This window comes from Pseudoalteromonas sp. SR44-5, from assembly GCF_014163675.1.
In the GTDB taxonomy this organism is placed as follows: Bacteria; Pseudomonadota; Gammaproteobacteria; order Enterobacterales; family Alteromonadaceae; genus Pseudoalteromonas; species Pseudoalteromonas rhizosphaerae.
This window is the reverse complement of sequence record NZ_JACJDT010000032.1, coordinates 15,885-37,779: the sequence shown is the minus strand read 5'-3', so window position 1 is coordinate 37,779 and position 21,895 is coordinate 15,885. Positions and strand designations below refer to the sequence as shown.

General features: G+C 40.6%; 14 protein-coding genes. 9 read left to right on the top strand and 5 right to left on the bottom strand.

Annotated features, from left to right (window positions below; genetic code table 11):
* The first annotated feature begins 26 nt into the window (after positions 1-26).
* A complete protein-coding gene (locus H5154_RS15740) occupies positions 27-920 on the top strand; it encodes a TIGR01777 family oxidoreductase (RefSeq protein ID WP_182718899.1) in 894 nt (297 codons plus the stop codon).
* 220 nt (positions 921-1,140) lie between these two features.
* Entirely contained in the window at positions 1,141-2,190 is a 1,050-nt protein-coding gene (locus tag H5154_RS15735; RefSeq protein WP_182718898.1) for a GGDEF domain-containing protein, read from the top strand.
* A gap of 59 nt (positions 2,191-2,249) precedes the next feature.
* Here the strand turns inward: H5154_RS15735 and H5154_RS15730 are convergent, their stop codons facing one another.
* Entirely contained in the window at positions 2,250-2,714 is a 465-nt protein-coding gene (locus tag H5154_RS15730) for an N-acetyltransferase (protein WP_259398525.1), read from the bottom strand.
* 483 nt (positions 2,715-3,197) lie between these two features.
* Between H5154_RS15730 and H5154_RS15725 the strand changes: the two genes are divergently transcribed.
* From H5154_RS15725 to H5154_RS15715, 3 genes are all read left to right on the top strand, one after another.
* Positions 3,198-6,170 (top strand): TonB-dependent receptor, encoded by a 2,973-nt coding sequence (locus H5154_RS15725; protein WP_149980989.1) that lies wholly within the window; start codon positions 3,198-3,200, stop codon positions 6,168-6,170.
* 106 nt (positions 6,171-6,276) lie between these two features.
* Positions 6,277-7,812 carry a tryptophan halogenase family protein gene (locus H5154_RS15720; RefSeq protein WP_182718897.1) on the top strand — a complete coding sequence of 512 codons (1,536 nt, stop codon included), beginning with the start codon at positions 6,277-6,279 and terminating at the stop codon, positions 7,810-7,812.
* A gap of 7 nt (positions 7,813-7,819) precedes the next feature.
* A complete protein-coding gene (locus H5154_RS15715; RefSeq protein WP_182718896.1) occupies positions 7,820-9,310 on the top strand; it encodes a tryptophan halogenase family protein in 1,491 nt (496 codons plus the stop codon).
* 71 nt (positions 9,311-9,381) lie between these two features.
* On the opposite strand, the gene H5154_RS15710 is transcribed toward H5154_RS15715, so the two are convergent.
* Entirely contained in the window at positions 9,382-11,958 is a 2,577-nt protein-coding gene (locus H5154_RS15710; protein ID WP_182718895.1) for an exo 1,3/1,4-beta-D-glucan glucohydrolase, read from the bottom strand.
* 321 nt (positions 11,959-12,279) lie between these two features.
* Between H5154_RS15710 and H5154_RS15705 the strand changes: the two genes are divergently transcribed.
* The 3 genes from H5154_RS15705 to H5154_RS15695 are packed head-to-tail and all read left to right on the top strand — an operon-like array spanning position 12,280 to position 16,238.
* Complete coding sequence (locus H5154_RS15705; RefSeq protein ID WP_182718894.1) at positions 12,280-13,608, top strand: GH1 family beta-glucosidase; 1,329 nt, start codon at positions 12,280-12,282, stop codon at positions 13,606-13,608.
* 43 nt (positions 13,609-13,651) lie between these two features.
* Positions 13,652-15,178, top strand: a complete 1,527-nt coding sequence (locus H5154_RS15700) for an MFS transporter (protein WP_182718893.1) — start codon at positions 13,652-13,654, stop codon at positions 15,176-15,178.
* 58 nt (positions 15,179-15,236) lie between these two features.
* Positions 15,237-16,238 (top strand): LacI family DNA-binding transcriptional regulator, encoded by a 1,002-nt coding sequence (locus H5154_RS15695; protein ID WP_145233053.1) that lies wholly within the window; start codon positions 15,237-15,239, stop codon positions 16,236-16,238.
* Between the two features lie 38 nt (positions 16,239-16,276).
* On the opposite strand, the gene H5154_RS15690 is transcribed toward H5154_RS15695, so the two are convergent.
* On the bottom strand, positions 16,277-17,242 hold the full coding sequence (locus H5154_RS15690; protein WP_182718892.1) for a LysR family transcriptional regulator: 966 nt from the start codon (positions 17,240-17,242) through the stop codon (positions 16,277-16,279).
* 130 nt (positions 17,243-17,372) lie between these two features.
* Between H5154_RS15690 and H5154_RS15685 the strand changes: the two genes are divergently transcribed.
* Positions 17,373-18,320: a sodium-dependent bicarbonate transport family permease gene (locus H5154_RS15685; RefSeq protein WP_182718891.1), complete on the top strand. Its 948-nt coding sequence runs from the start codon at positions 17,373-17,375 to the stop codon at positions 18,318-18,320.
* 45 nt (positions 18,321-18,365) lie between these two features.
* On the opposite strand, the gene H5154_RS15680 is transcribed toward H5154_RS15685, so the two are convergent.
* The gene (locus tag H5154_RS15680) at positions 18,366-21,287 is read right to left on the bottom strand and encodes a UvrD-helicase domain-containing protein (RefSeq protein WP_182718890.1); all 2,922 of its coding nucleotides are present in this window, start codon (positions 21,285-21,287) and stop codon (positions 18,366-18,368) included.
* A gap of 86 nt (positions 21,288-21,373) precedes the next feature.
* Positions 21,374-21,883, bottom strand: coding sequence for a M23 family metallopeptidase (locus H5154_RS15675; protein ID WP_182718889.1), 510 nt, complete (start codon positions 21,881-21,883; stop codon positions 21,374-21,376).
* Positions 21,884-21,895: the final 12 nt, after the last annotated feature.

Sequence of the window (21,895 nt, the reverse complement as noted above, 5' to 3'; positions counted from 1 at the left end):
AATTACTAAAAGAGTTTTATATTGCTATGCATATCTTAATAACTGGCGCAACAGGCCTGATCGGTCTTCATTTGTGCCCTGAGCTGAACAAAGACCATCAATTGACAGTACTCACCCGCAATCCTGCAAATGCGACAAAACTGTTAGGTGAGAATATTCATGCGACTGACTCCCTTGAAGAGGTTGATTTTAATAATCTCGATTGCATTATTAATTTAGCCGGTGAACCCATCGTAAATAAACGCTGGAGCGACAAACAAAAACAAATACTGCGAGACAGCCGTATTTCGCTCACTCAACAAATTAGCGCTGCAATTAACCAATGCGATACACCGCCGCATACTTTTATATCAGGCAGTGCGGTCGGATTTTACGGTCGCCAATCAACCACCGTAATTGACGAAAGCTTTGTTGATGTGACCCCTGAATTTAGTCATCAACTATGCCATGATTGGGAACAAGCCGCCCTGCAAGCAGAATCAGTCAATACTCGAGTATGTTTATTACGTACCGGTATCGTTTTAGCTAACAATGGTGGTGCATTAGCCAAAATGTTACCACCATTTAAATTAGCACTAGGTGGTCCTATTGCTGATGGCCAGCAAGGCATGTCATGGATACATATCGAGGATATGATTAATTTAATTATACATATTATCAATAACGTGCAACTCAGCGGCGCAATTAATATGACCGCTCCAACACCTGTATCAAATAGCGAATTTAGTCAAAGTTTAGGTAAGGTATTAAATCGACCAGCAAAAATAACTATGCCTGCATGGGTACTAAAATTAGTAATGGGTGAAATGGCAGATTTGCTGCTTTACGGACAATATGTACAACCAACTAAAGCACTTGATAGCAACTATTGCTTTCGTTATAAAAAATTAGACAGTGCACTTACAAACCTATTACAATAAATGCAGCAATTTAATACTACCTTGCTATTTAAATACTAATACATAATAATTATAACAACAGTGGCTAAAGCAGCTCGATTAAACAAGGCAGATTCATAATGCTACATTTACCTACTGTGATGAGCACATCATTACTTTTGAATGTCCTGATCGGCGGCTTTTTTTTACCGTTTATAATTATAAAAAACAACCCTGTTATTTATACTTAGGCGGGTCGTGTATGGTATTTGTGGCCGCGCAAATTTTAGCATGCCTGCGAATAGTGCTCGATAACCCTTTTATTACGCACTATCTGGCTGATATGTGCATCATAATTAGTCCTATACTCGCTCTTATTGGTTTGCAGAAAGTAACTAACCTCACTAAAAATACTAACCGGCACTTTTTAACCTTAGTGATTGTCAGTGCAATTGTGTTACTACCAATCTATGCTATTACAGCAGGCCAATTGGTGACAAGTATTGTTATTGCAACACTCTTTATTTACGGCGCATGTTTAGTTCATAAGATGAAATGCGTAGCACCAATGCAACAAAAAATCTTGTCCGGCTGTTTTATTAGCCATTGTTTGATCATGTATATACAAGCATTTATGTTATTAGCTCCTTTGGTTAGTAATTCTGCAACTGATTATAGTCTTTGGCTACAAATAATTTTAGTAAGCCATGTCATTCTAGCGACTGCTACAGCTTTGGTATTGCCGTTTTTATTATTTGTAAATATTGAAGAAAACCTTCAGCGACTAGTCAATCACGATGTGCTCACCCGCCTCTTAAATCGACGTGGTTTTTTTATGCAAGGTGAAAAACTCCTCAAACAAGGCGTTGCATATCAGCAATCATTTTCGATAGTTATGATCGATATTGATTACTTCAAAAGTGTTAATGATAAATATGGTCACAGCACAGGTGATACCGCTATTAAATGGATCGCGCAACATATCATGGCACAGCTAAATGATAACGATATTGCTGCGCGAATTGGTGGTGAAGAGTTTGCTTTATTACTCCCTGATCAATCTCTTAATCAAGCTCAGGTAACTGCTCAAAAACTCTGTGATGCAATTAGAGGGCATAGCTTACGTTTTAAAGGAAACACTATTAATTTATCAGTAAGTGTGGGAATTAGCAGTAGTTATGATGCCAATGCTTCAATTAAAACACTGTTAGATCAAGCCGATAAACGCTTATATATCGCTAAAGCAAAAGGCCGAGATCAAGTGGTTATTAGTGATCAACAAACCGACCATGTTGCCAACGGTGTTATGTAACCGAACTGAATTGTAATTTTTTAAGCACTGAGTCCACTGAGTATAACCACTGATTAAACTTAGCCTGGTGTCTTTGTCATATACAAACAATTAGCAAGTGGTATTGGCTCTGGGTAATCAGCAAGCACAAAGCCAAGTTTTTTATACGCTTTAATCGCACTTTTGTTATGAGCTAATACAAATAAAGAACATGTTTGCGTAGCTAAAGTTAATTGACCTAGTTCACTGAGCTGCGTAATTAGTGTTGCTACAATGCCACCACCACGATACTCAGGGTTAACCACTAACCTACCTAGATGACAACGACCAATACGTAAATAAAACTGACCAAAAGCCATTAGCGTATTATCATCAGCAAGCAATACAAATGAGTTTATTTCATCAAGTTTTAAACCCTTTTTGAAAGAATTAAAATCGTACGGGTATCTAAAATTAGGCCCAGCCCATGCATGAACTTCTTCTTCATTTAAAAACCATGACATGATTTCTTTTATGTGGGTATTTCTGACGTGAGTTAACAACATAACGACTCTTACTTAATCTCGGGAAGTACGATATATTCCATGTTAATTGATAACAAACAATACGTTATAAATATACCAACCGCAATTAGATAATAACAATAAGGTACTTTTTACTTATGCTAATTGCTACTCCATCATTCAATTAGCCTCCCGTTTAAGTTCAGTTGTTTTCATATTTATGGGCATAAAAACCATGCGAACACTCATTTACCTAATAAAGTTACAAAGATGAAAATAAAAAATAATTGACCGATAATTATATATAAAACAATAAACACCACATCCAAATAAACAAATTTAATACATTTTAGCTGCAATAAATTAAACACAGTTGTTGACGCAACATAAAAATTACACTAGCCTTTCTGGAAGCGCTTCCACAGAAATTAATACAAGCCGCTATGGAAGCGCTTCCACACACAGTGATACCGCCGCATTTTTGTGGCGAGTAAATAATAATGATAACAGTACGAGGGAAGTCTAATGTCCAAGCATATTTTAATGAAAACAAAGTTAGCCACCAGCTTATCTTTGATTTTAGGTGCCGCAACCACTATGTCTACGTTTGCCGCCGAGGTTGAACAACAAAGTGAATTAGAAGTGATTCAAGTCACCGGTTTTAAAGGCAGTATCAAAGAATCAACTCAGCTTAAGCGTTACTCTTCTGGGGTTGTTGATGCCATTTCTGCAGAAGACATTGGTAAATTTCCAGACACTAATTTAGCTGAATCGCTGCAACGCATTACCGGTGTTTCAATTGACCGCAGCAATGGTGAAGGTTCTAAAGTGACGGTGCGTGGTTTTGGTCCAGATTATAATATGGTGACATTAAACGGACGTACAATGCCTGCGGCCTCTCTTCCTGCTGGTGGTGGTGCTCCAAACTCTCGAGCCTATGATTTTGCTAATCTTGCCTCAGAAAGTGTGAAATCAGTGGAAGTATATAAAACAGGTAAAGCAAGCATCGCATCTGGTGGCATTGGTGCAACCATTAATATCAATACTGCTCGTCCGCTTGATAACCCTGGCCTAGTTGCCAATATTGGTGTTAAAGCACAGCACGATACAACTAACCGTGTCGGCGATGATGTTACTCCAGAAATTTCAGGGATCTTTAGCTGGACAGATGAAGATGCTAAATTTGGTGCTTCACTCACAGCAAGTATGCAACAGCGTGATAGTTCAGCAACCGGGGCATTTGTTGGCGAATGGCGCACCACAGAATATGATGGCACCATCCCTCAAGCAGCAGATGACATTGTATTAGAAAATGCTCCTGCGATGGGCCAGTATTATTCAATGCCATCAGACTTGCGCTACACCATTGCAGATCGTGAGCGAACTCGTACTAATGCTCAATTAACATTGCAATACAGCCCTATTGACTCGTTTACCGCAACACTTGATTATACTTACTCACAGCAAGAGTTATTTGAAGCCCGTGCAGAGCAATCAATTTGGATGGACAACTATAAAACCCATTTAACATTTGATGACAATGCTGTTAAAACACCTATTTATTACCGTGAAGAACGCCGCGACTTATCCACTCGCGACTTAGGCTTAGCATTACAAGAGCAAAATCAAGTAAACGAAAATAATTCAATCGGTTTAAACCTTCAATACTACTTTAGTGATCAACTGAACTTTACGTTTGATGCCCACAGCTCAAAAGCCACCAGCAAACCCGATGCGCCTTATGGTAGTTGGATAAATGCAGGCTTAGGTGCCAATGTCGTGGCCGCACAACAAGTTGACTTTAGCCGTGACTTACCCTCTATGGTAATAGATTTCGATGACTGTAGTCGCACAAATCTAAACTGCTCAGGAGCGCTTGATCAAGCTGATGTAGGTAGCTCAATTTTAGATGCAAACTTTGCAAGTCAAGAATCAACCGTTGATGAATTTCGACTACACGGTAGTTATCTCATAGACAACGGCAGTATCGACTTTGGTATTGAGTCACGCTCAATGGAAAGTCACTCTTTACAATCGCTAACACGTAATACAATGGGTAACTGGGGCATTGAAAACCCTGGTGAACTACCCGATGGCTATTTAGATCCAACTAATTTTTTAGCCGAATTTGATGATTACGATACCAGTGGTTCGTTTGATCAAGGCTTTACCGGTAGTGCTTCACAGATTGGTTACTGGGCGGCAGATCAATACGGGTTCAATTTTGCGGCTGATGGCGCCTTTGCAACAAATCGCACTATTGAAGAAGATATTCAAGCGGCATTTGTACAATATAATTACAGTAACGAAATCAATGGTATGGTATTTAACCTTGTGATTGGTGCGCGCTATGAAACAACCGATATTACCTCAACTGCTAATATTGATTTACCTGATGCAGTTGCATGGGAAGGTAACAACGACTTTAATGTGCGTTACGGCACCAATAAAGATGACTATTCCTTGAGCTCAAGCTATAACCATTTTTTACCTAGCTTAGATTTTAACATTAACGTTATTGAGGATGTGACTCTTCGCGCCTCTTACAGTACCACTATTGCCCGCCCTACTTACGACAATTTAAGTTCTGCGGCAACGGTAGGTGTACCTACCGGCCCTTCGATCATTCCAGGCACCACTAATGCACCAGCAGCAACTGGTAACCCTAGCCTTGTCCCACTTGAATCGAATAATTTTGATGTATCTGCTGAGTGGTACTTCACTGATCTAAGTTATGTGTCGATTGGTTACTTTAATAAAAAAGTAGATAATTTTATTGGTCTATCACCAATGACTCAAAACTACTACGGCTTACGCGATGCATCTGCGGGTCCAAGAGCACAAGCAGCCAAAGCAGAGCTTGAGGCACAAGGTCTTGCGTTTACTGATTCAAATTTATTCCAAATGGTCGCTGCAATGGAAAATGGTGTAGCATTTGACTCGATGAGCTATGAAGAATTTGAAGCCGCTTACGACGTTCTACCAAACAGTGATGACCCACTGATGGACTTTACGGCACAAGTACCAACCAACAGTAAAGATGCCAAAATTGATGGTTATGAATTTGCCGTACAACACTTCTTTGGCGACACGGGTTTTGGCTTACAAGCTAACTACACCATAGTAAATGGTGATATTGATTATAATGTAGCCGCTGATCCAACCGTCACACAATTTGCCCTTGTTGGCTTAAGCGACACAGCTAACTTTATAGCCATGTACGAAAACGATAAGTTTCAGGCGCGTATCGCCTATAACTGGCGTGATAAATTCTTAAACAGTGCTGCCCGTTACGTTAACGAACCGGGCTTTACAGAAGAGTATTACCAAATTGATTTTAATATTGCTTACAACTACAGTGAACAAATGTCGTTCTTTGTCGAAGGGCTTAACATTACTGAACAAAATATGCGCCAACATGGCCGGTATGAAGCACAGTTATGGAATTTAGAACAAAATGGTGCACGCTATAATATTGGTATGCGTTATAACTTCTAAGCAAGGGTTATTGACTCATTAACGCCATGAGTATTAAGCCGCTAGTTGTTAGCGGCTTTTTGCGTTGCAGGTTAATAGCAATTTTATTAAAACAACAGAGCACACAATGAATAATAAAATACAACACATTGTGGTATTAGGTGGTGGCGCAGCAGGTTGGCTAAGTGCAGGGCTATTAGCCGCTGAACACCCTAAACAAAAGGTTACCTTAATAGAGTCTGCAAACATTGCTATTTCAGGTGTAGGCGAAGGCACTTGGCCGTCTATGCGCAATACGCTCAAGCGAATTGGTATCGAAGAAATAGATTTTATACGTCACTGCGATGCTTCATTTAAGCAAGGTTCAAAATTCATAAACTGGCGTAACATAAATATAGGCGAAAACTACTATCATCCGTTTATGACTCCCGAAGGCTATTTAGAAACCGATTTACACGCTTACTGGCAACATCATGCAAGCACTCAAAAATATGCCGACGCCGTTAATATGCAAAGCTTTGTTTGCCAAGCAGCACTTGCACCTAAGCAGTTACACACACCAGAATACGCGGCGGTCACTAATTACGGCTATCATCTTGATGCCGGTAAGTTTGCCACATTTTTAAAACACCACTGCGTAGAAAAACTCAATGTGCATCATATTATTGATGACGTCATCGAAGTAAAAAATAGTCATGACGATTATATTCATTCACTCACCACCATAAAGCACGGTGACATAGACGGCGACTTATTCATTGATTGTACCGGTGCTCGGGCGCGTTTGATTGGTGAGCACTATGGCGCAACGCTTATCACACAAGATCATATTCTTTTTAATAATAGCGCTATCGCTGCACATCTCCCTTATAACGATAATCAACAAGAGATCGCCTCAGCCACTTTATCAACGGCGCAGCCACATGGTTGGATCTGGGATATTGGTCTACCGAGTCGTCGTGGTATCGGTTATACCTATAGCGATAAATACTGCGATGAACAAACCGCTGTGAACACGTTAAAGAGCTATGCTGCGCTATCTGTTGGTGAACAAGTCGCCGAGCAAATACAAACTCGCAAGCTGAGTTTTCTTCCTGGTTACCGCACACAGTTTTGGGTAAAAAACTGTGTTGCTGTTGGTATGTCGCAAGGTTTTATAGAGCCACTTGAAGCATCAGCACTGGCGATGGTGGAGCTTTCAATCAGCATGTTAAGCGAACAAATGCCGCAAAACCGTACTCATATGGACTTGCTGGCTAAACGATTTAATCAGCGCTTTAGTTATCGCTGGCAGCGAGTAATCGACTTTTTAAAGTTACATTACATATTAAGTGAACGTGATGATAGTCAATACTGGCGTGATATAAAAAAACCATCGAGCATTCCTACTCGTTTGAATGAATTGCTGGCACTTTGGCAATATCAACCACCAAGCAGGTTTGATTTAATTGAAAACGAAGAGGTATTCCCCTCTGCCAGCTATCAATATGTATTGTATGGAATGGGCTTTCACACGCAAAATACAACAGCAGAAAATACCTTTAATAACTCTAAAGCTGGGCAGTATTTTTATCAGCAAAACCGTGAAAAAATTGCCAAATACTTACAAGGGTTACCAACAAATCGCGCATTATTAAATCAACTTTTAAACAATAAGGCTTAACCTGACAATGACACACAACAAACCTATAAAAAATGTGGTGATCGCTGGCGGTGGTACAGCTGGTTGGATGGCTGCGGCTGCATTCAGTAAACTCGTTGGTAAAAATATCAATGTCACCCTTATCGAATCCGACGACATTGCTACGGTTGGTGTTGGTGAAGCTACTATTCCACCGATCCGCACTTTTCATAAATTACTTGGCATAAATGAGCAAGCATTTATGAAAGCTACCCAAGCAAGCTTTAAATTAGGGATCAGTTTTGAAAACTGGGGCGAAAAAAACACCGATTATATTCACTCATTTGGCATGACGGGCAAAGAATGCTGGGCAGGTGAATTTCATCATTTTTGGCTACACAGCTTAACATTAGGACTTGAATCCGAGTTTGGTGATTACTGTTATGAACTGCAAGCAGCTAAACAAGGTAAGTGTGCTTTTAATCAGCAAAATCCAATTAATTATGCATTTCATATGGATGCGAGTCGTTATGCATTATTCCTACGTGAATTTTCAGAACAACTAGGGGTTAAACGTCTAGAGGGAAAAATAATCCACGTTAATAAATGCGCCACTTCGGGCTTCATAAACAGCCTAACTCTTGCAGATGAAAGTATCGTAAATGGTGATTTTTTTATTGATTGTACCGGCTTTAATGGACTACTTATTGAACAGGCTTTGCATACCGGCTATGAAGATTGGTCACACTTACTGCCGTGCGATAGCGCAATTGCAGTACAAACTAGAGCCATTAGCGATGATATAGTGCCTTATACCCGCTCAATAGCACATGATGCAGGCTGGCAGTGGCAAATTCCTCTGCAACAGCGCGTAGGTAATGGTCTAGTGTATTGTAGCCGTTATTTAAACGATACTGATGCAAAGCAGCTTTTACTCAGTAATATTCAAGGTGAAACTCTCACTGAACCCAGAGTAATTAAATTTAAAACTGGCCGCCGCCGCAAAGGCTGGAATAAAAACTGCCTTGCTCTGGGGCTTGCCAGTGGCTTTGTTGAACCACTTGAATCTACCAGTATTCATTTAATTATGTCGGGCATTATTCGCTTTATCCGGCTATTTCCATTTGATGGTATTACCGAACAAGCAATCCACGAATACAACAAACAGCTAAAAAGTGAGATTGAAAATATTCGTGATTTTATTGTCTTGCATTATAAAGTCACTGATCGCACTGATAGCGAATTTTGGCGTCATTGTAAAAATATGGAAGTGCCTGATACCCTTGTTCATAAAATTAGTTTATTCAAAGAAACTGGGCGGGTATTTTTAGATGACGGCGATATTTTTAGAGTCGACTCATGGGTGCAAGTAATGTTGGGTCAAGGTATCAAACCCAAACAATACCATTTAATTGCAAGCCTGATGAGTGATGATGAGTTAAGCCACTTTCTGATCAGTATCAAACAGCAAATTACTCAACGCGTGGCACAATTGCCAACATATAAAGCGTTCTTACAACAATATTGTTCTGCGGAGTAATCTGAGTGAGCATAAAAAGCCCTTTAATCACGTAAAGGGCTTTGCACAACAAAACAAAATCAAAGACTAAGTTAACTATCTGGGCAGATAATTGTTGCCTGTTTTGCTCCCTCTGGCACAAAGTTGATATTCGCCACAGAAACCGAACCGTTACCCGTGCTCTGTAATGAAAATGGGCTAATCACTCTTGAAAAATCAACGCCTTGCTCAGTAAAGCAGGTTAAGTCTATGCTGAGTGTTTGCCATCTATTTAATGTAGCCTTTTTGAGTTCTGCGCTGATATCAACACGTCCACCACAACCATGCTCGCAACTCATAGCAACAAATAATGGAGCAGAAAATTCGCTATTTATCTTGTAATCAAAACTCAGCGCTGAGTTTGCTTCGATATAAGCCACTTTATCTTCAGTGAAGTTACTATTGATTTCGGCTGTAGTAAGGCCTATACCTGTAAATACAAATGCCATTGCATCTTCTTGAATATTTTTATCTTCAGTACGATAACTAATACCTGCTAATTCAACGCTATTGCTAGCTACTTGAACTTGCTGCTGTGCTGACTTTAAAAACAATCGCCATGGATCAGTCAGCACGCCATTAAAAATAGCCATATTAGGCAAACTAGCTATATCAACACCTGAGTCTTCATTTAAATTATCTGCCAGGGTATTTTTATCTGTATAGGTTAAACCAAAGCCATAAGGAAATAGTGGCGAATAGTCTATATCATCTTTATTTACTGCGGTTTGCAGTGGTGATTTTGGCCATGAAAACGACAATTTACCAGTAAAGTCATGCTGAATATCACCTCCTGCGTCAGTTAATAATACATCGGCCACACCTTGTCCTTCTGTACCCGGTAGCCATGCGGCGACAAACGCATCAGAGGCATTTAACTCAGCGTTAACCCACATTGGTCGACCTGAAATGAATACCGATACGACCGGCACGCCTTTTGATTTAAGCTGTTTTAATAACGCTAACGACTTTTTATTATTACGCTCAAACTCAAGATTATCCCTGTCACCGTGGCCTTCTGCATAAGGTTCTTCTCCAAACACCACAATCGCCACATCAGGTTTTTGTGTAAAGTGTCCATCAGGACTTAAAATGGCCTCTCCACCTGCGGCCGTGATCTGCGCTTTTAAACCCGCAAAGATTGACGTAGCACCAGGGAAATCGGTATTTTCGTTATTGGTGCCTTGCCAAGTAATACTCCAGCCCCCCGCTTGCTTAGCAATATTAACTGCGCCATCTCCGGCAATTAATACTCGTGAATTAGCCGCTATCGGCAAAGTATTGTTGTTGTTTTTTAATAACACCAGTGATCCACGCACAGCTTGTCGCGCAATATCGCGGTGCGCTTGCGCGCCAATTAACTGCGTTTTACCTGAGAACTGACGTTTTGCAGGGCTCGGTTTATCAAATAAACCCGCTCTTAGTTTGACTCTTAAAATACGCGCAACAGCATCGTCAATTCGGCTCATGGCAATTTCACCGGCTTTCACTTGCGCTATCGTATTTTCATAAAGTGGTTTCCACGCCCCCGTAGGAACCATAAAAATATCAAGCCCCGCGTTTACAGCCTGTGGGCAGCTTTCGTTACTACAACCTACAACTTGTCCGTGGCCATTCCAATCACCAACAACAAAGCCATCAAAGCCCATTTTCGTTTTCAGTACATCGGTAAGCAGGTATTTATTGCCATGATTTTTCTTACCATGCCAGCTATTAAACGACGCCATAACAGATTGACTACCAGCCGACAAACCACCAATGTAGCCTTGAGCATGAGTATCAAACAAGGTTTGCTCTGAATCGATATTGTTACCTTGATCGTCACCATCGACGGTACCGCCATCACCTAAAAAGTGTTTAACTGTGCTAATCACCCGCTTATGACTTAAAAAATCACCATCTGCATGGCCTTGCAAGCCGTTAACAATGGCAACTGAGTACCGGCGGACAATCTCTGGATCTTCAGAATACCCTTCATAAGTTCGACCCCAGCGGTCATCACGTACAACAGCAACAGTCGGCGCAAATACCCAATCAATACCAGTAACCATCACTTCGATTGCCGTCGCAGCGGCTATTTTTTCTATTAAAGCGGGATTATTTGCTGCGCCTAAGCCAATGTTATGTGGAAATAACGTTGCACCAATCACGTTATTATGACCATGTACAGCATCGGTGCCCCACATGGTAGGAATATCGATGCCATCAAGAGAATCGTCAACCGATGCTTGATACATCTGTTCAGCAAGTGCAATCCAATCTTGTGGTGTGGCATGTTTATTCGCGTTCGGAAATGAGCCTCCGCCATTTAAATACGAGCCAAAACCATATTTACGCATATCATCAGTCGTTATATCGCGGATCTCAGGTTGAATCATCTGCGCCACTTTTTGCTCTAATGTCATCGTCTGCAAGTACTGAGCAATCTTAGACTCAATTTGCGGATCAGCTCGAACCACATTATTCAGCTTTGGCCAAATAGCTAGCAATTGTTGCTGCTGCGTTTGTTCAACAGCTCTATTATTTTGAGACGTATCTTTACTTTCGCTTGCTGAACAACCAGCCAGAGTAACTAATCCAGCTAACAAACTTAGTGTAGGTAACTTAGCTGTGTGTAAGTGTGTTTTCATTTTTATATACCTATCTATTATCAACTCATTGCTGCTTAAAAGACTCTAAGTACCTGCTGTATTACAAAAGCGAGACCAAGCGGTTTATTCATCTAAGCAACGGTAGAACTATTTTTTGTCATCATTGAAATTAAAATTTAACTGTTGACCTGTTAAGAAATAGTCACTAACCTAAATATGGAAGCGCTTCCTTAAAGTCATTAAATACCATCTATTGGCATTAATCAAATTAAATATGGAAGCGCTTTCAGGTATGTTAGCTTTAAAAGCTAAAAATAACAGCATCACGGACTTTAAAAAGAAAGCAGAGGTTTTCTATTAATGAAACAATTATCTTTACCTAAACACTCGCCGCTACTGAGCAAAGACTTCACTTTTGGCGTAGCAACTGCTTCATTTCAAATTGAAGGTGGTGCAGCAGATCGTCTGCCATGTATTTGGGACACCTTTTGTGCTCAAGACGATAAAATTGCCGATAACTCAAATGGTCTAATCGCCTGTGAACACTACACTCGTTGGCCTCAAGATATTGAGTTAATAGATTCTTTGGGCGTCGATGCCTATCGTTTATCAATTTCTTGGCCACGCGTGATGCAGCAAGATGGTAGTTTAAACCCATTAGGTGTGAAATTTTATACTGATCTTCTAGATGAACTTAAACGCCGCAACATCAAGGTATTTGTCACTTTATATCACTGGGATCTACCGCAGTATTTAGAAGATCAAGGCGGCTGGTTAAATCGTAATACCGCCTATGAATTTGCTCACTACACAGATCTTATTAGCAAAGCGTTTGGTGATCGTGTTTATTCATATTCAACCTTAAATGAACCTTTTTGCAGCTCTTATTTAGGGTATGAAATTGGTGTGCATGCCCCAGGTATTGTCGGTCGGGAATTTGGCCGAAAAGCTGCCCATCACTTATTATTAGGTCATGGTTTAGCGATGCAAATGCTGGCTAAAAATAGCCCACAGACACTTAATGGTATCGTACTCAACTTTACTCCCTGTTACCCGGTAACACAAAGTGACGCAGATCTTAAAGCCACAGCCTTTGCTGATGATTATATTAACCATTGGTATATGCGCCCTGTAATGACTGGCAAATACCCAGATATTATTGAGCAACTTCCAGCAGAGCAGCGTCCAGATATTCACCCCGGTGATATGGAAATTATTGCGCAGCCATTAGATTACCTTGGCGTTAATTTTTATACGCGTTTACATTACCAAGCAAGCGCTGATGATTTTTATGACGAGCGCCCACATCAAGGCCTATTAACTGATATTGGTTGGGAAATTTACCCGCAAGCACTTACTGAATTATTAGTATCGTTAAATGAGAAATATACCCTACCACCGATTTATATTACTGAAAATGGCGCAGCAATGGCCGACAAGATGATAGATGGTAAAGTTAACGATTCAGATCGCATAGCTTACTATCAGCAACACTTAAACGCATTGCATAACGCAACTGAACAAGGTGTGGTGATCCATGGCTACTTTGCATGGAGCCTAATGGATAACTTTGAATGGGCTGAAGGCTATTCAAAGCGATTTGGTATCGTTTATGTTGATTATCAAACTCAACAACGTACTGTAAAAGCCAGTGGCCTTGCGTATAGTAGTTTAATTACTAGCCGGTAAACTTAGCTAGTGCTCCTTTAAAAACAACAATAAGAAACACACAGTGAACAAAATTCCTTTATACGAAAAAATCGGTTATGCGATGGGTGATGCCGGAGCCAACTTGGTTTGGCGAGGTGCACTTGCCTACCTAGCAGTATTTTACACTGACACATTTGGCATATCGGCTGCGGCCGCAGCTATGTTATTTTTGGTGGTTAGGTTATCCGATGGTGTAACCGATATCATTATGGGAATGATTGCAGACAGAACCACCACTCGGTTTGGTAAATTTAGACCGTGGATTTTATGGTCTGCTCCTTTTTTAGGACTGTTCATGGTGTTGTGTTTCACCACACCTGATTTCAATGACACCAACAAGTTAATTTACGCCTACATTACCTACATAGGCTTAACGTTAGCTTATACGGTGAGTAACGTGCCTTACTCTGCATTAATGGGAGTAATGAGTCCAGACGATACCGAGCGCACGAAACTATCGAGTTTTCGCTTTGCCGGAGCCTTTGCAGGCGGTTTATTAGTGATGGGCTTTTTACCTGAACTGGTTGCTTATTTTGGCGATGGCGATAACGCCAAAGGTTATCAGTTAACCATGTACTTATTTGCAGCATTACTAATTGTTTTGATGGTGATCACTTTTGTTAGCACCAAAGAGCGGGTAATACCCCACAAAACAACCAGTGGTAATTTAAAATCAGAGCTCAAAGATTTAACTAAAAACTTACCCTTTATTATTCTGCCATTATTGGCAACTACCTTGTTCTTTTATTATCGCGAAATCTACAGTGGGCTATTTTTTGCATTTATCATGACTATGATGACTGTTGTGATAAAAAAATTACTCAACAAAGATCATCAAAATCTCACCGGAACTCAACGTGATATGGTTGATTTGCTCACCAACAAGCCTTGGTTAATTTTATTAGGCATGGGCTTTTTGACCATGATGTTCAACGGTATAAAGTATGGTGTAATTGCTTATTACTTTAAATATCAGGTTGGCAGCGAACTGATGGCAGGCCAATACTTCGTTGCGTTATTAGTGGTGTCTATCCTCGGCGCTCTTGCCACTGGTAAACTTGCCGAACTAATAGGCAAACGTAATTTATTTATCATCTCTTTAATATTAAGTGGCTTATTAACCACAGCATTTTATTGGGTGCCTGCTGACAACATTGTTGCCATATTTACTTTTGGGTGTGCAGCTGAATTTTTTGCTGCCATGATGCCTACCCTGTTTTTTAGCATGTTAGGGGATGCTGCCGATTATTCTGAGTGGAAAAATAAACGCCGCGCCACGGGCTTAATTTATTCCGCAGGGACGTTTGTGCAAAAAACTGGCGGCGGTTTCGCTGGGGCATTAGTATTAGTGGTATTGGCAGGCTATGGCTATAACGGCATGAACGAAGCAACCATTACGCAATCATTACCTGGCATGCAACTATTAATGAGTTGGATCCCCGCAGCATTTGCTTTTTTAGGTGCCGCCTTGATGCTTATCTATCCGTTGACACCCGCAATGACGCAGAAAATCACGGAAGACTTGGCTTTTAGACGCAGTAATGTGTAAATTATATTTCATTATGAATACGTTTTTATAAAGTGCGAATAATCACGCTAGGAAATTAATGGCTACAATTTATCAAGTATCAGAACTTGCAGGTGTCTCTCTCTCTACGGTATCAAGGGTTCTGAACGACAATGATTATGTAAGTAAAAAAACCAAGAAAAAAGTGCTCGAAGCAATGCAGCAACTTGGCTATCAACCCAGTTCTATTGCCCGTTCTTTAGCATCGAGTCGTACCAGTAGTGTTGGTGTTTTAGTCTCTGAACTAGACGGCCCATTCTTTGGCCAAATGATGTCGGCGATAGAGCAGCAACTTCGTGCCGCAGGTAAGCATGTTATTATTACCGCAGGGCACAGTGACGAAGACAAAGAGAAAAATGGCTTTGAATTTTTAATCAGTCGTAACTGTGATGCCATAATTGCCCATGTGGAAATAGTATCGGACGAATATTTAATTGAACTTAGTAAGGGAAAAATCCCCATTTATTTAATGAGCCGTTATGTTGAGGAAATTAAAGACAACTGTATTAGTCTTGATAACGTTCTGGGCGGTTATCTTGCCACTAAAACGATGATCAATAAAGGTCACAAAAATATTGCTTATATTGCGGGTCCACAATTTAAAGTTGATGCGTCAGACCGACTCGTAGGACATAAAAAAGCGCTTGCTGAATACAATATAGCCTTTGATGAAAGCCTTTTTTACATTGGCGACTTTAAAGAAACCGGCGGCAATGATGGCTTAAAACATTTTATTGAAAATAAAGCGCAATTTAGCGCAATTGTCTGTGCCAATGATGAAATGGCCTCAGGTGCGATGAAGTTCGCCAGAGAACACGGTTTTAATTTACCGAAAGATCTCGCCATTATGGGCTACGATAACGTGATTTTCACCAATTACCTTTACCCAACTCTAACAACCATAGATAACCCAGTCCCAGAGATGGGCAGAATGGCGGCTAACCTTGTACTTAAAGACATTTACAAACGCCCTGGCATTACAATTAATCGTGTATTCCAGCCGACTCTCGTTTTAAGAGACTCCACGCCAGATATTAATTAATGCGGTAAAATCATTCGTTCACTAGGTTGAATTTTCAACTAACGAATTTGCTGATCAGCTAAACTTAGATTCAGCCCATGCAATTCATTACGTACCCATCGGCCATCTAAGTATTGTTCAAGGTGGTCTTGGGCAAATGTTAAAAAACTACGCGCAGCATGAGCAATATGCCGATCAGTGCGGATCACAAAGTACCAATGACTTGCTAAGCTTGCATCACTTACAGTTAATACTTTGAAGCCATGATCTCCTATTGGCAACACATGGCGAGACAGCACACCAATTCCCATTCCTGATGATACTGCAACGCGAATAGCCTCATTACTTGCCATTTGCACGCTGTTACTCAGTACTAAACCGCGTCTTTGCAGTTCGCTCTCAAATAACATCCGGGTTGCAGAGCCAGGCTCCCTTAATAAAAAGCGGTATTTCACTAGCTCAGAAAGTGCAACGTGTTGTTGATTAGCTAATGGATGATCAGTAGGCACAATAAACTCAAGCGGGTTTTTTAAAAACCGTGCCGCTTTTGCATGTTCAAGTGACGGTGGATGGCTAAATACATAAATATCATCTTCACCGCGTTCAAAGCGCGCTAACACCTCTGCTCTATTGCCAATCTCAAGAGGCAACTCAACATGAGGATGCAAATTACTATAGGGCCCGAGTAATTTTGGCAAAATATATTGTGCGGTATTCACCATGGCGATTTTACATCGCCCGCGCTCACCCCCTTTGAGTTCAGCTAAAAAATCGTTGTAATCATCAAAGTGGCCAAACACTCGTTGGCAAGTCCTAAATAACTCATGCCCGGCTTCTGTGACATGCAGTTTTTGTTGCTGCATAATCACCAGCGGCTCATCTACAGCCTCTTGTAAACGTTTAATTTGCAGCGACACCGTTGGCTGAGTTAAGTGTAAACGCCGTGCGGTTTCACTGATCGAGCCGGTTTTTACTACACTCATAAACACTTCAAGCAGCCGAAAAGAAATATGTCTTAAATCCATCGCTATCACATCCCCTCTGGTATTAATCAACCCATAGATAATAACCTATAACCAACTACCAATCATTTTATTATTTACAATGCATGATTTTATCTACAATAGCGCAACTTTAAATTAATAGGAGAAAGGTGTGCCAGATATTGTTGTAATGTTTTTTGTTTTGGGTTTAGTTGCGGGGATTTTACGTTCTGATCTCGTTATTCCAAAAGCAACTTACGAGACCTTAAGTTTGCTGCTGATGCTGACCATAGGCTTAAAAGGCGGCATGGTATTACACGGCAATCTTAGTTGGCAATTATTGCCAGAAATGGGCTCGGTGATGCTGCTTGGCGCATTTATACCTTTAATGCTCTACCCTATTTTAAAATATGTGATAAAACTTTCGGTAGCGAACAGCGCAAGTATCGCCGCCCATTATGGCTCCGTAAGCGCGGGGACATTTGCAGTCGCCCTCGCTTATGCTGAATCGGCGCAGCTAGCAGTAGGTGCTGAAGTAACCCTGTATTTAGTGATGCTAGAGCTTCCCGCGATTATCGTAGGGCTGTTAATTTATCGACGACTTGATAAACAACATAGTGCCGATAATACCTTATCGCTTAAAGCACTCTGGCATGAAACCTTAACCAATAAGAGCGTTATTCTCCTCGTAGGCGGTGTTGTTATTGGTATGATGTATGGCACACAGCAAGGCAGCCAAGTAACTGGATTATTAACCAATAGTTTTAAAGTCGTGCTTGCATTATTTTTACTCGAAATGGGTTTAACGGCAGCGCAAACATTACGCCCTATACCTTGGCATCACTGGAAACTGACACTATTTGCTATAATCAGTCCATTAATATTAGGCGCGATTGGAGTCAGTGTCGGCACTTTATTAGCGCTTGAGTTAGGCTCAATCGTTATCTTGGGGAGTTTAGTGGCCAGCGCATCTTATATTGCAGCGCCTGCCGCTATAAAAGCCGCAATCCCCAAAGCCGATATAGGTCTGGCTATGCTCAGTTCACTAGGCATCACTTTCCCATTTAACGTACTTATCGGTATCGGTTTGTATCATCAACTTGCTGTTGCGATGCAATAAATTAAACAATAGATAAGGGCTATTTAGCCCTTATCTATCTATAGGTTAAGCAAGCTCGGGCCATTGAATTGACTTACTGTCTTTGCCATTTTTACAGCTAAGTGGATCATTACCTTTATAATTTTTGCATCCCCAAAACTGCCCTTTTGCACTATTGCGTAATACCATTTCAGCACCGCATTTATCACACGTTGGCACTAGATGGTTACAGGCTGTATTTATACATAATTTAAACCCTGTATAGCGACTGCGAGTCATTGGGCTTTGGCACTGCTCGCACGATTTTTCTTTATGCCCACAACGCGGAAATAACGAACAGCCGTAGAATGGCCCAAAACGACCACTGTGTTTTTTTAATACCCCGCTATCACAGCGCATACAGTTTATATCTGCGATATGTAATTGATCAACATCACTAGTAAATTCATCCAGTTCTATGTCATGTTCAGCAATTAACTCCGAGACAAAACAACTGCTATTGGTCATATCAGCAATGATGTAGGCGCGGTGTTTTGCGCGCGTTAGTGCAACGTAAAATAACCGTCGCTCTTGTGCGTAAGCGAAGTTTTCTGGCGCTGGTAATAAAGCTTCGATAATTGCGGGCGCAACTTTTTCAGATGGAAAACCATGTTTACCCTTTTGTAATCCGATAATAATAACATGATCGGCTTCTTTACCTTTTGAGGCGTGAAAAGACTGCGACTGAATTTTTAACAACGGGTATTTAACACTCATGGTTTTAATATCCGTATTTGTTGGTAGCTGAAACCAAAATCGCGCTAAAAAATACACGGTTGTGGGTTTACATGCCTTGCTGTGTATTGTGCAGAGTATGTCATCAATCGCACCATTTAATAGTTCAGGAATGTCACTGTAATAACTATTTTTATAACCAATAGACGCATTACTACTGCGCCTTAATAACGACACACTAGGATGTGAAACCTGAGTTAAAGAAGTAATCGTTTTATCAAGCTGCGCGGGATTTTTACTAATAAATGCTGAGGCAACTTCACCAATTTTATTATTGAAACGAAACGTAAGACCCAGCGCCGTTTGCGTAGTAAAGCCAAAATACGTTGCAAACTCAGTGGTCAACTTAATATCAGCGCCGCTAAATCGGTAAATTGCTTGCCAATCGTCACCCACTGCAAATACTGAACTACCTTTGTTGCTATCGCGAAGTGCTTTAACCAATCGTGCTCTTGGCTGTGATATATCTTGAAATTCATCAACCATAATATAACGCCAAGGCGATTTAAACTTGCCCGACTCAACATACTCGATTGCCTTGATAATCATATCATCAAAGTCAATTTCACCGCGCTGCTGCAAGTGAGCGTTGTAGTTAGATAAAATTGGTTTTAATAGCGCCAACGCTTGGGTTGTTTGTTTGGCGTCAAGGGAGCGTTTAATGACATCAACTTCATCAGCATCAGTTAAATAAGCCGCCTTATATAAACTCAGCAATTGACTAAATAACGCAGCTAATACGGTGATCCTGCCAGTTTCTTTTAAGCTTTCGAGCAGTGATTCTAAGGGCAATATCTGTGTTTTCACGCTCGCACTTAAAAGCGCTTGTTCAAGTTCGTTTAACAGCTTACCTTGTTTATGTTGCCCATAAGTCAAAGCTATACAGTGAGTGTTATTACTGGCATGAGTGGTATTTTTCCAATCAATTTCGCTATGGTATTGCGCTTTATCAATGTAAGGCGCAGTATTGCCAGCGTCATCGATGCCGTAATATTCAATGTAAATATCGTACTCAGGTAAATAAAAATCAGGCTTGTACTGTCTGCGTTCAATGGTTTTTACGTCAACTTTATAAGGCGCTTCGTATTGATAATCTATGCCGTGATAAAACAGCCAATTAGCTATATATAACTCACCAAAGCTTTTTACCTTGTCGCCTTTTAGGCTACGGATATCGTTATCATTTAAGTAGCTGTAATAATCACCCAATGTTTTAAAATCAAATTCATTTTTTTCAACATAATAGTATTTACTAAAATATTCTAAAACCAGATGACGATACTCGGCACTGTTTTCAATCAATGATTCAAAGCACTGCTGCACCCATTTTGCTTTCGCTTTTTCGTCTTCTGCAAATACACTCATAGTCGGTTTAGCACGTTCAACTTGTGAGATAATCGCCAGTCCGACACTATGAAAAGTAGCGGCTTTTATTTTATCGGTGGCGAGCTTATTTTCGATCCGTTGATCCATTTCATCAGCAGCTTTGCGACCATAGGCCAGCAATAAAATATCACTGTAACTTGCCTGCTGACTTTGCACTAAAAACCCAGCCCTGCCAATCATAACACTGGTTTTACCGGTGCCTGCGCCAGCCAATAACAAGTTATTATCGTCATCAATCACACAAGCACGTCTTTGACTTAGTGTTAATGGATTTGCTTCAACACGGTCAAAAAAAGCGTGGTGTAGGTTAAGTTGCTTAGTAACGTATTTTTGTTGTAGATACTGGGTAAGTGCAGCATCCCAGTTTGCATATTGCTCTAATACGTTTATTTTTTTATCCACTAAAACAAATGCGGGGCTGATTTTTATCCACGGCAACCAACGATCATGCTCTTGCTGTGCCAACCGCTGAATACGACTAACATAAGACTGGCGTAAATATCGCTGCTTGACCAGTTTTGTTATTTTATTAAGAAAAGTGTCAAGCTTAGCTTCATTAGCGTTCACCCAATAGCGTTCAAATTCAGCTTTAAATTTACGGTGAGCACCATATGCCAGCAGCGAAAATGTATGATTTTGTTGTGCCGTAACAAAAGAAATCGTTTGACCAAACAAGCCGAAAGCAAACGACGGCGGTGCCTCCAAATCACTCCAACTTATTTGTCTCGTTGAGTTACCTTGGCAAATAGTCAACATATGGTGATCAAACGCCAACATGGCTTTATTAGAAAACATCCTGCCAAACAGGCTAACTGCAATAGAATTCATTACTGCTGAATTCCTAAATAAAAAGAGTGAATTACCGGTATTTTAAGTTAATCAGCTGGATAAGTGTGAAAATAACGGCAATTATTTTAGCGTAGTTTTTCATCTGGATTTAAAAAGAACATTTTCTTCCAGCCTTGGCTTTGCGCGGTCATTAACCATGGGTACGGTAGTAACGATAAAATAGAGTAATGTACGTGAGGTTGTTTACCTGCCGCATTCCCCGTGTCTCCTAAGCTACCAATCAGCTCACTGACTGCAACATAGTCTCCTGCACTTACCGAATAACTTTCTAAGTGGGCAAAGTAATGCAGTCGCCACTTAGGCCCAAGTAATGCCACCACTTTACCACCGCGCTTTAGCTCACCTGAATACAGCACCACACCACTTACCGAAGCAACCACTGCCGTGTGTTTTTTGCCAAAAATATCTATCCCTTTGTGTACACCTGATTTACCCCAAGGGCCATACCAAAAGGTATTATGATGCCAATCATTTGCTGTTGCACCTTTGACTGGGATCACTATTTTTTCAGGTATGAGCAGCCCAATAACAAGGACTGTCAAGAATGTTAGTCCCATGTACTTCATCACTTTCATTACAGCTTCCTT

Excerpts from the sequence above, each read along its gene's own strand:
- H5154_RS15735 (WP_182718898.1), top strand. The coding sequence starts at position 1,141 with ATGGTATTTGTGGCCGCGCAAATTTTAGCATGCCTGCGAATAGTGCTC.
- H5154_RS15680 (WP_182718890.1), bottom strand. The coding sequence starts at position 21,287 with ATGAATTCTATTGCAGTTAGCCTGTTTGGCAGGATGTTTTCTAATAAA.
- H5154_RS15740 (WP_182718899.1), top strand. The coding sequence starts at position 27 with ATGCATATCTTAATAACTGGCGCAACAGGCCTGATCGGTCTTCATTTG.
- H5154_RS15725 (WP_149980989.1), top strand. The coding sequence starts at position 3,198 with ATGTCCAAGCATATTTTAATGAAAACAAAGTTAGCCACCAGCTTATCT.
- H5154_RS15715 (WP_182718896.1), top strand. The coding sequence starts at position 7,820 with ATGACACACAACAAACCTATAAAAAATGTGGTGATCGCTGGCGGTGGT.
- H5154_RS15720 (WP_182718897.1), top strand. The coding sequence starts at position 6,277 with ATGAATAATAAAATACAACACATTGTGGTATTAGGTGGTGGCGCAGCA.
- H5154_RS15730 (WP_259398525.1), bottom strand. The coding sequence starts at position 2,714 with ATGTTGTTAACTCACGTCAGAAATACCCACATAAAAGAAATCATGTCA.
- H5154_RS15690 (WP_182718892.1), bottom strand. The coding sequence starts at position 17,242 with ATGGATTTAAGACATATTTCTTTTCGGCTGCTTGAAGTGTTTATGAGT.
- H5154_RS15705 (WP_182718894.1), top strand. The coding sequence starts at position 12,280 with ATGAAACAATTATCTTTACCTAAACACTCGCCGCTACTGAGCAAAGAC.
- H5154_RS15710 (WP_182718895.1), bottom strand. The coding sequence starts at position 11,958 with ATGAAAACACACTTACACACAGCTAAGTTACCTACACTAAGTTTGTTA.
- H5154_RS15675 (WP_182718889.1), bottom strand. The coding sequence starts at position 21,883 with ATGAAAGTGATGAAGTACATGGGACTAACATTCTTGACAGTCCTTGTT.
- H5154_RS15695 (WP_145233053.1), top strand. The coding sequence starts at position 15,237 with ATGGCTACAATTTATCAAGTATCAGAACTTGCAGGTGTCTCTCTCTCT.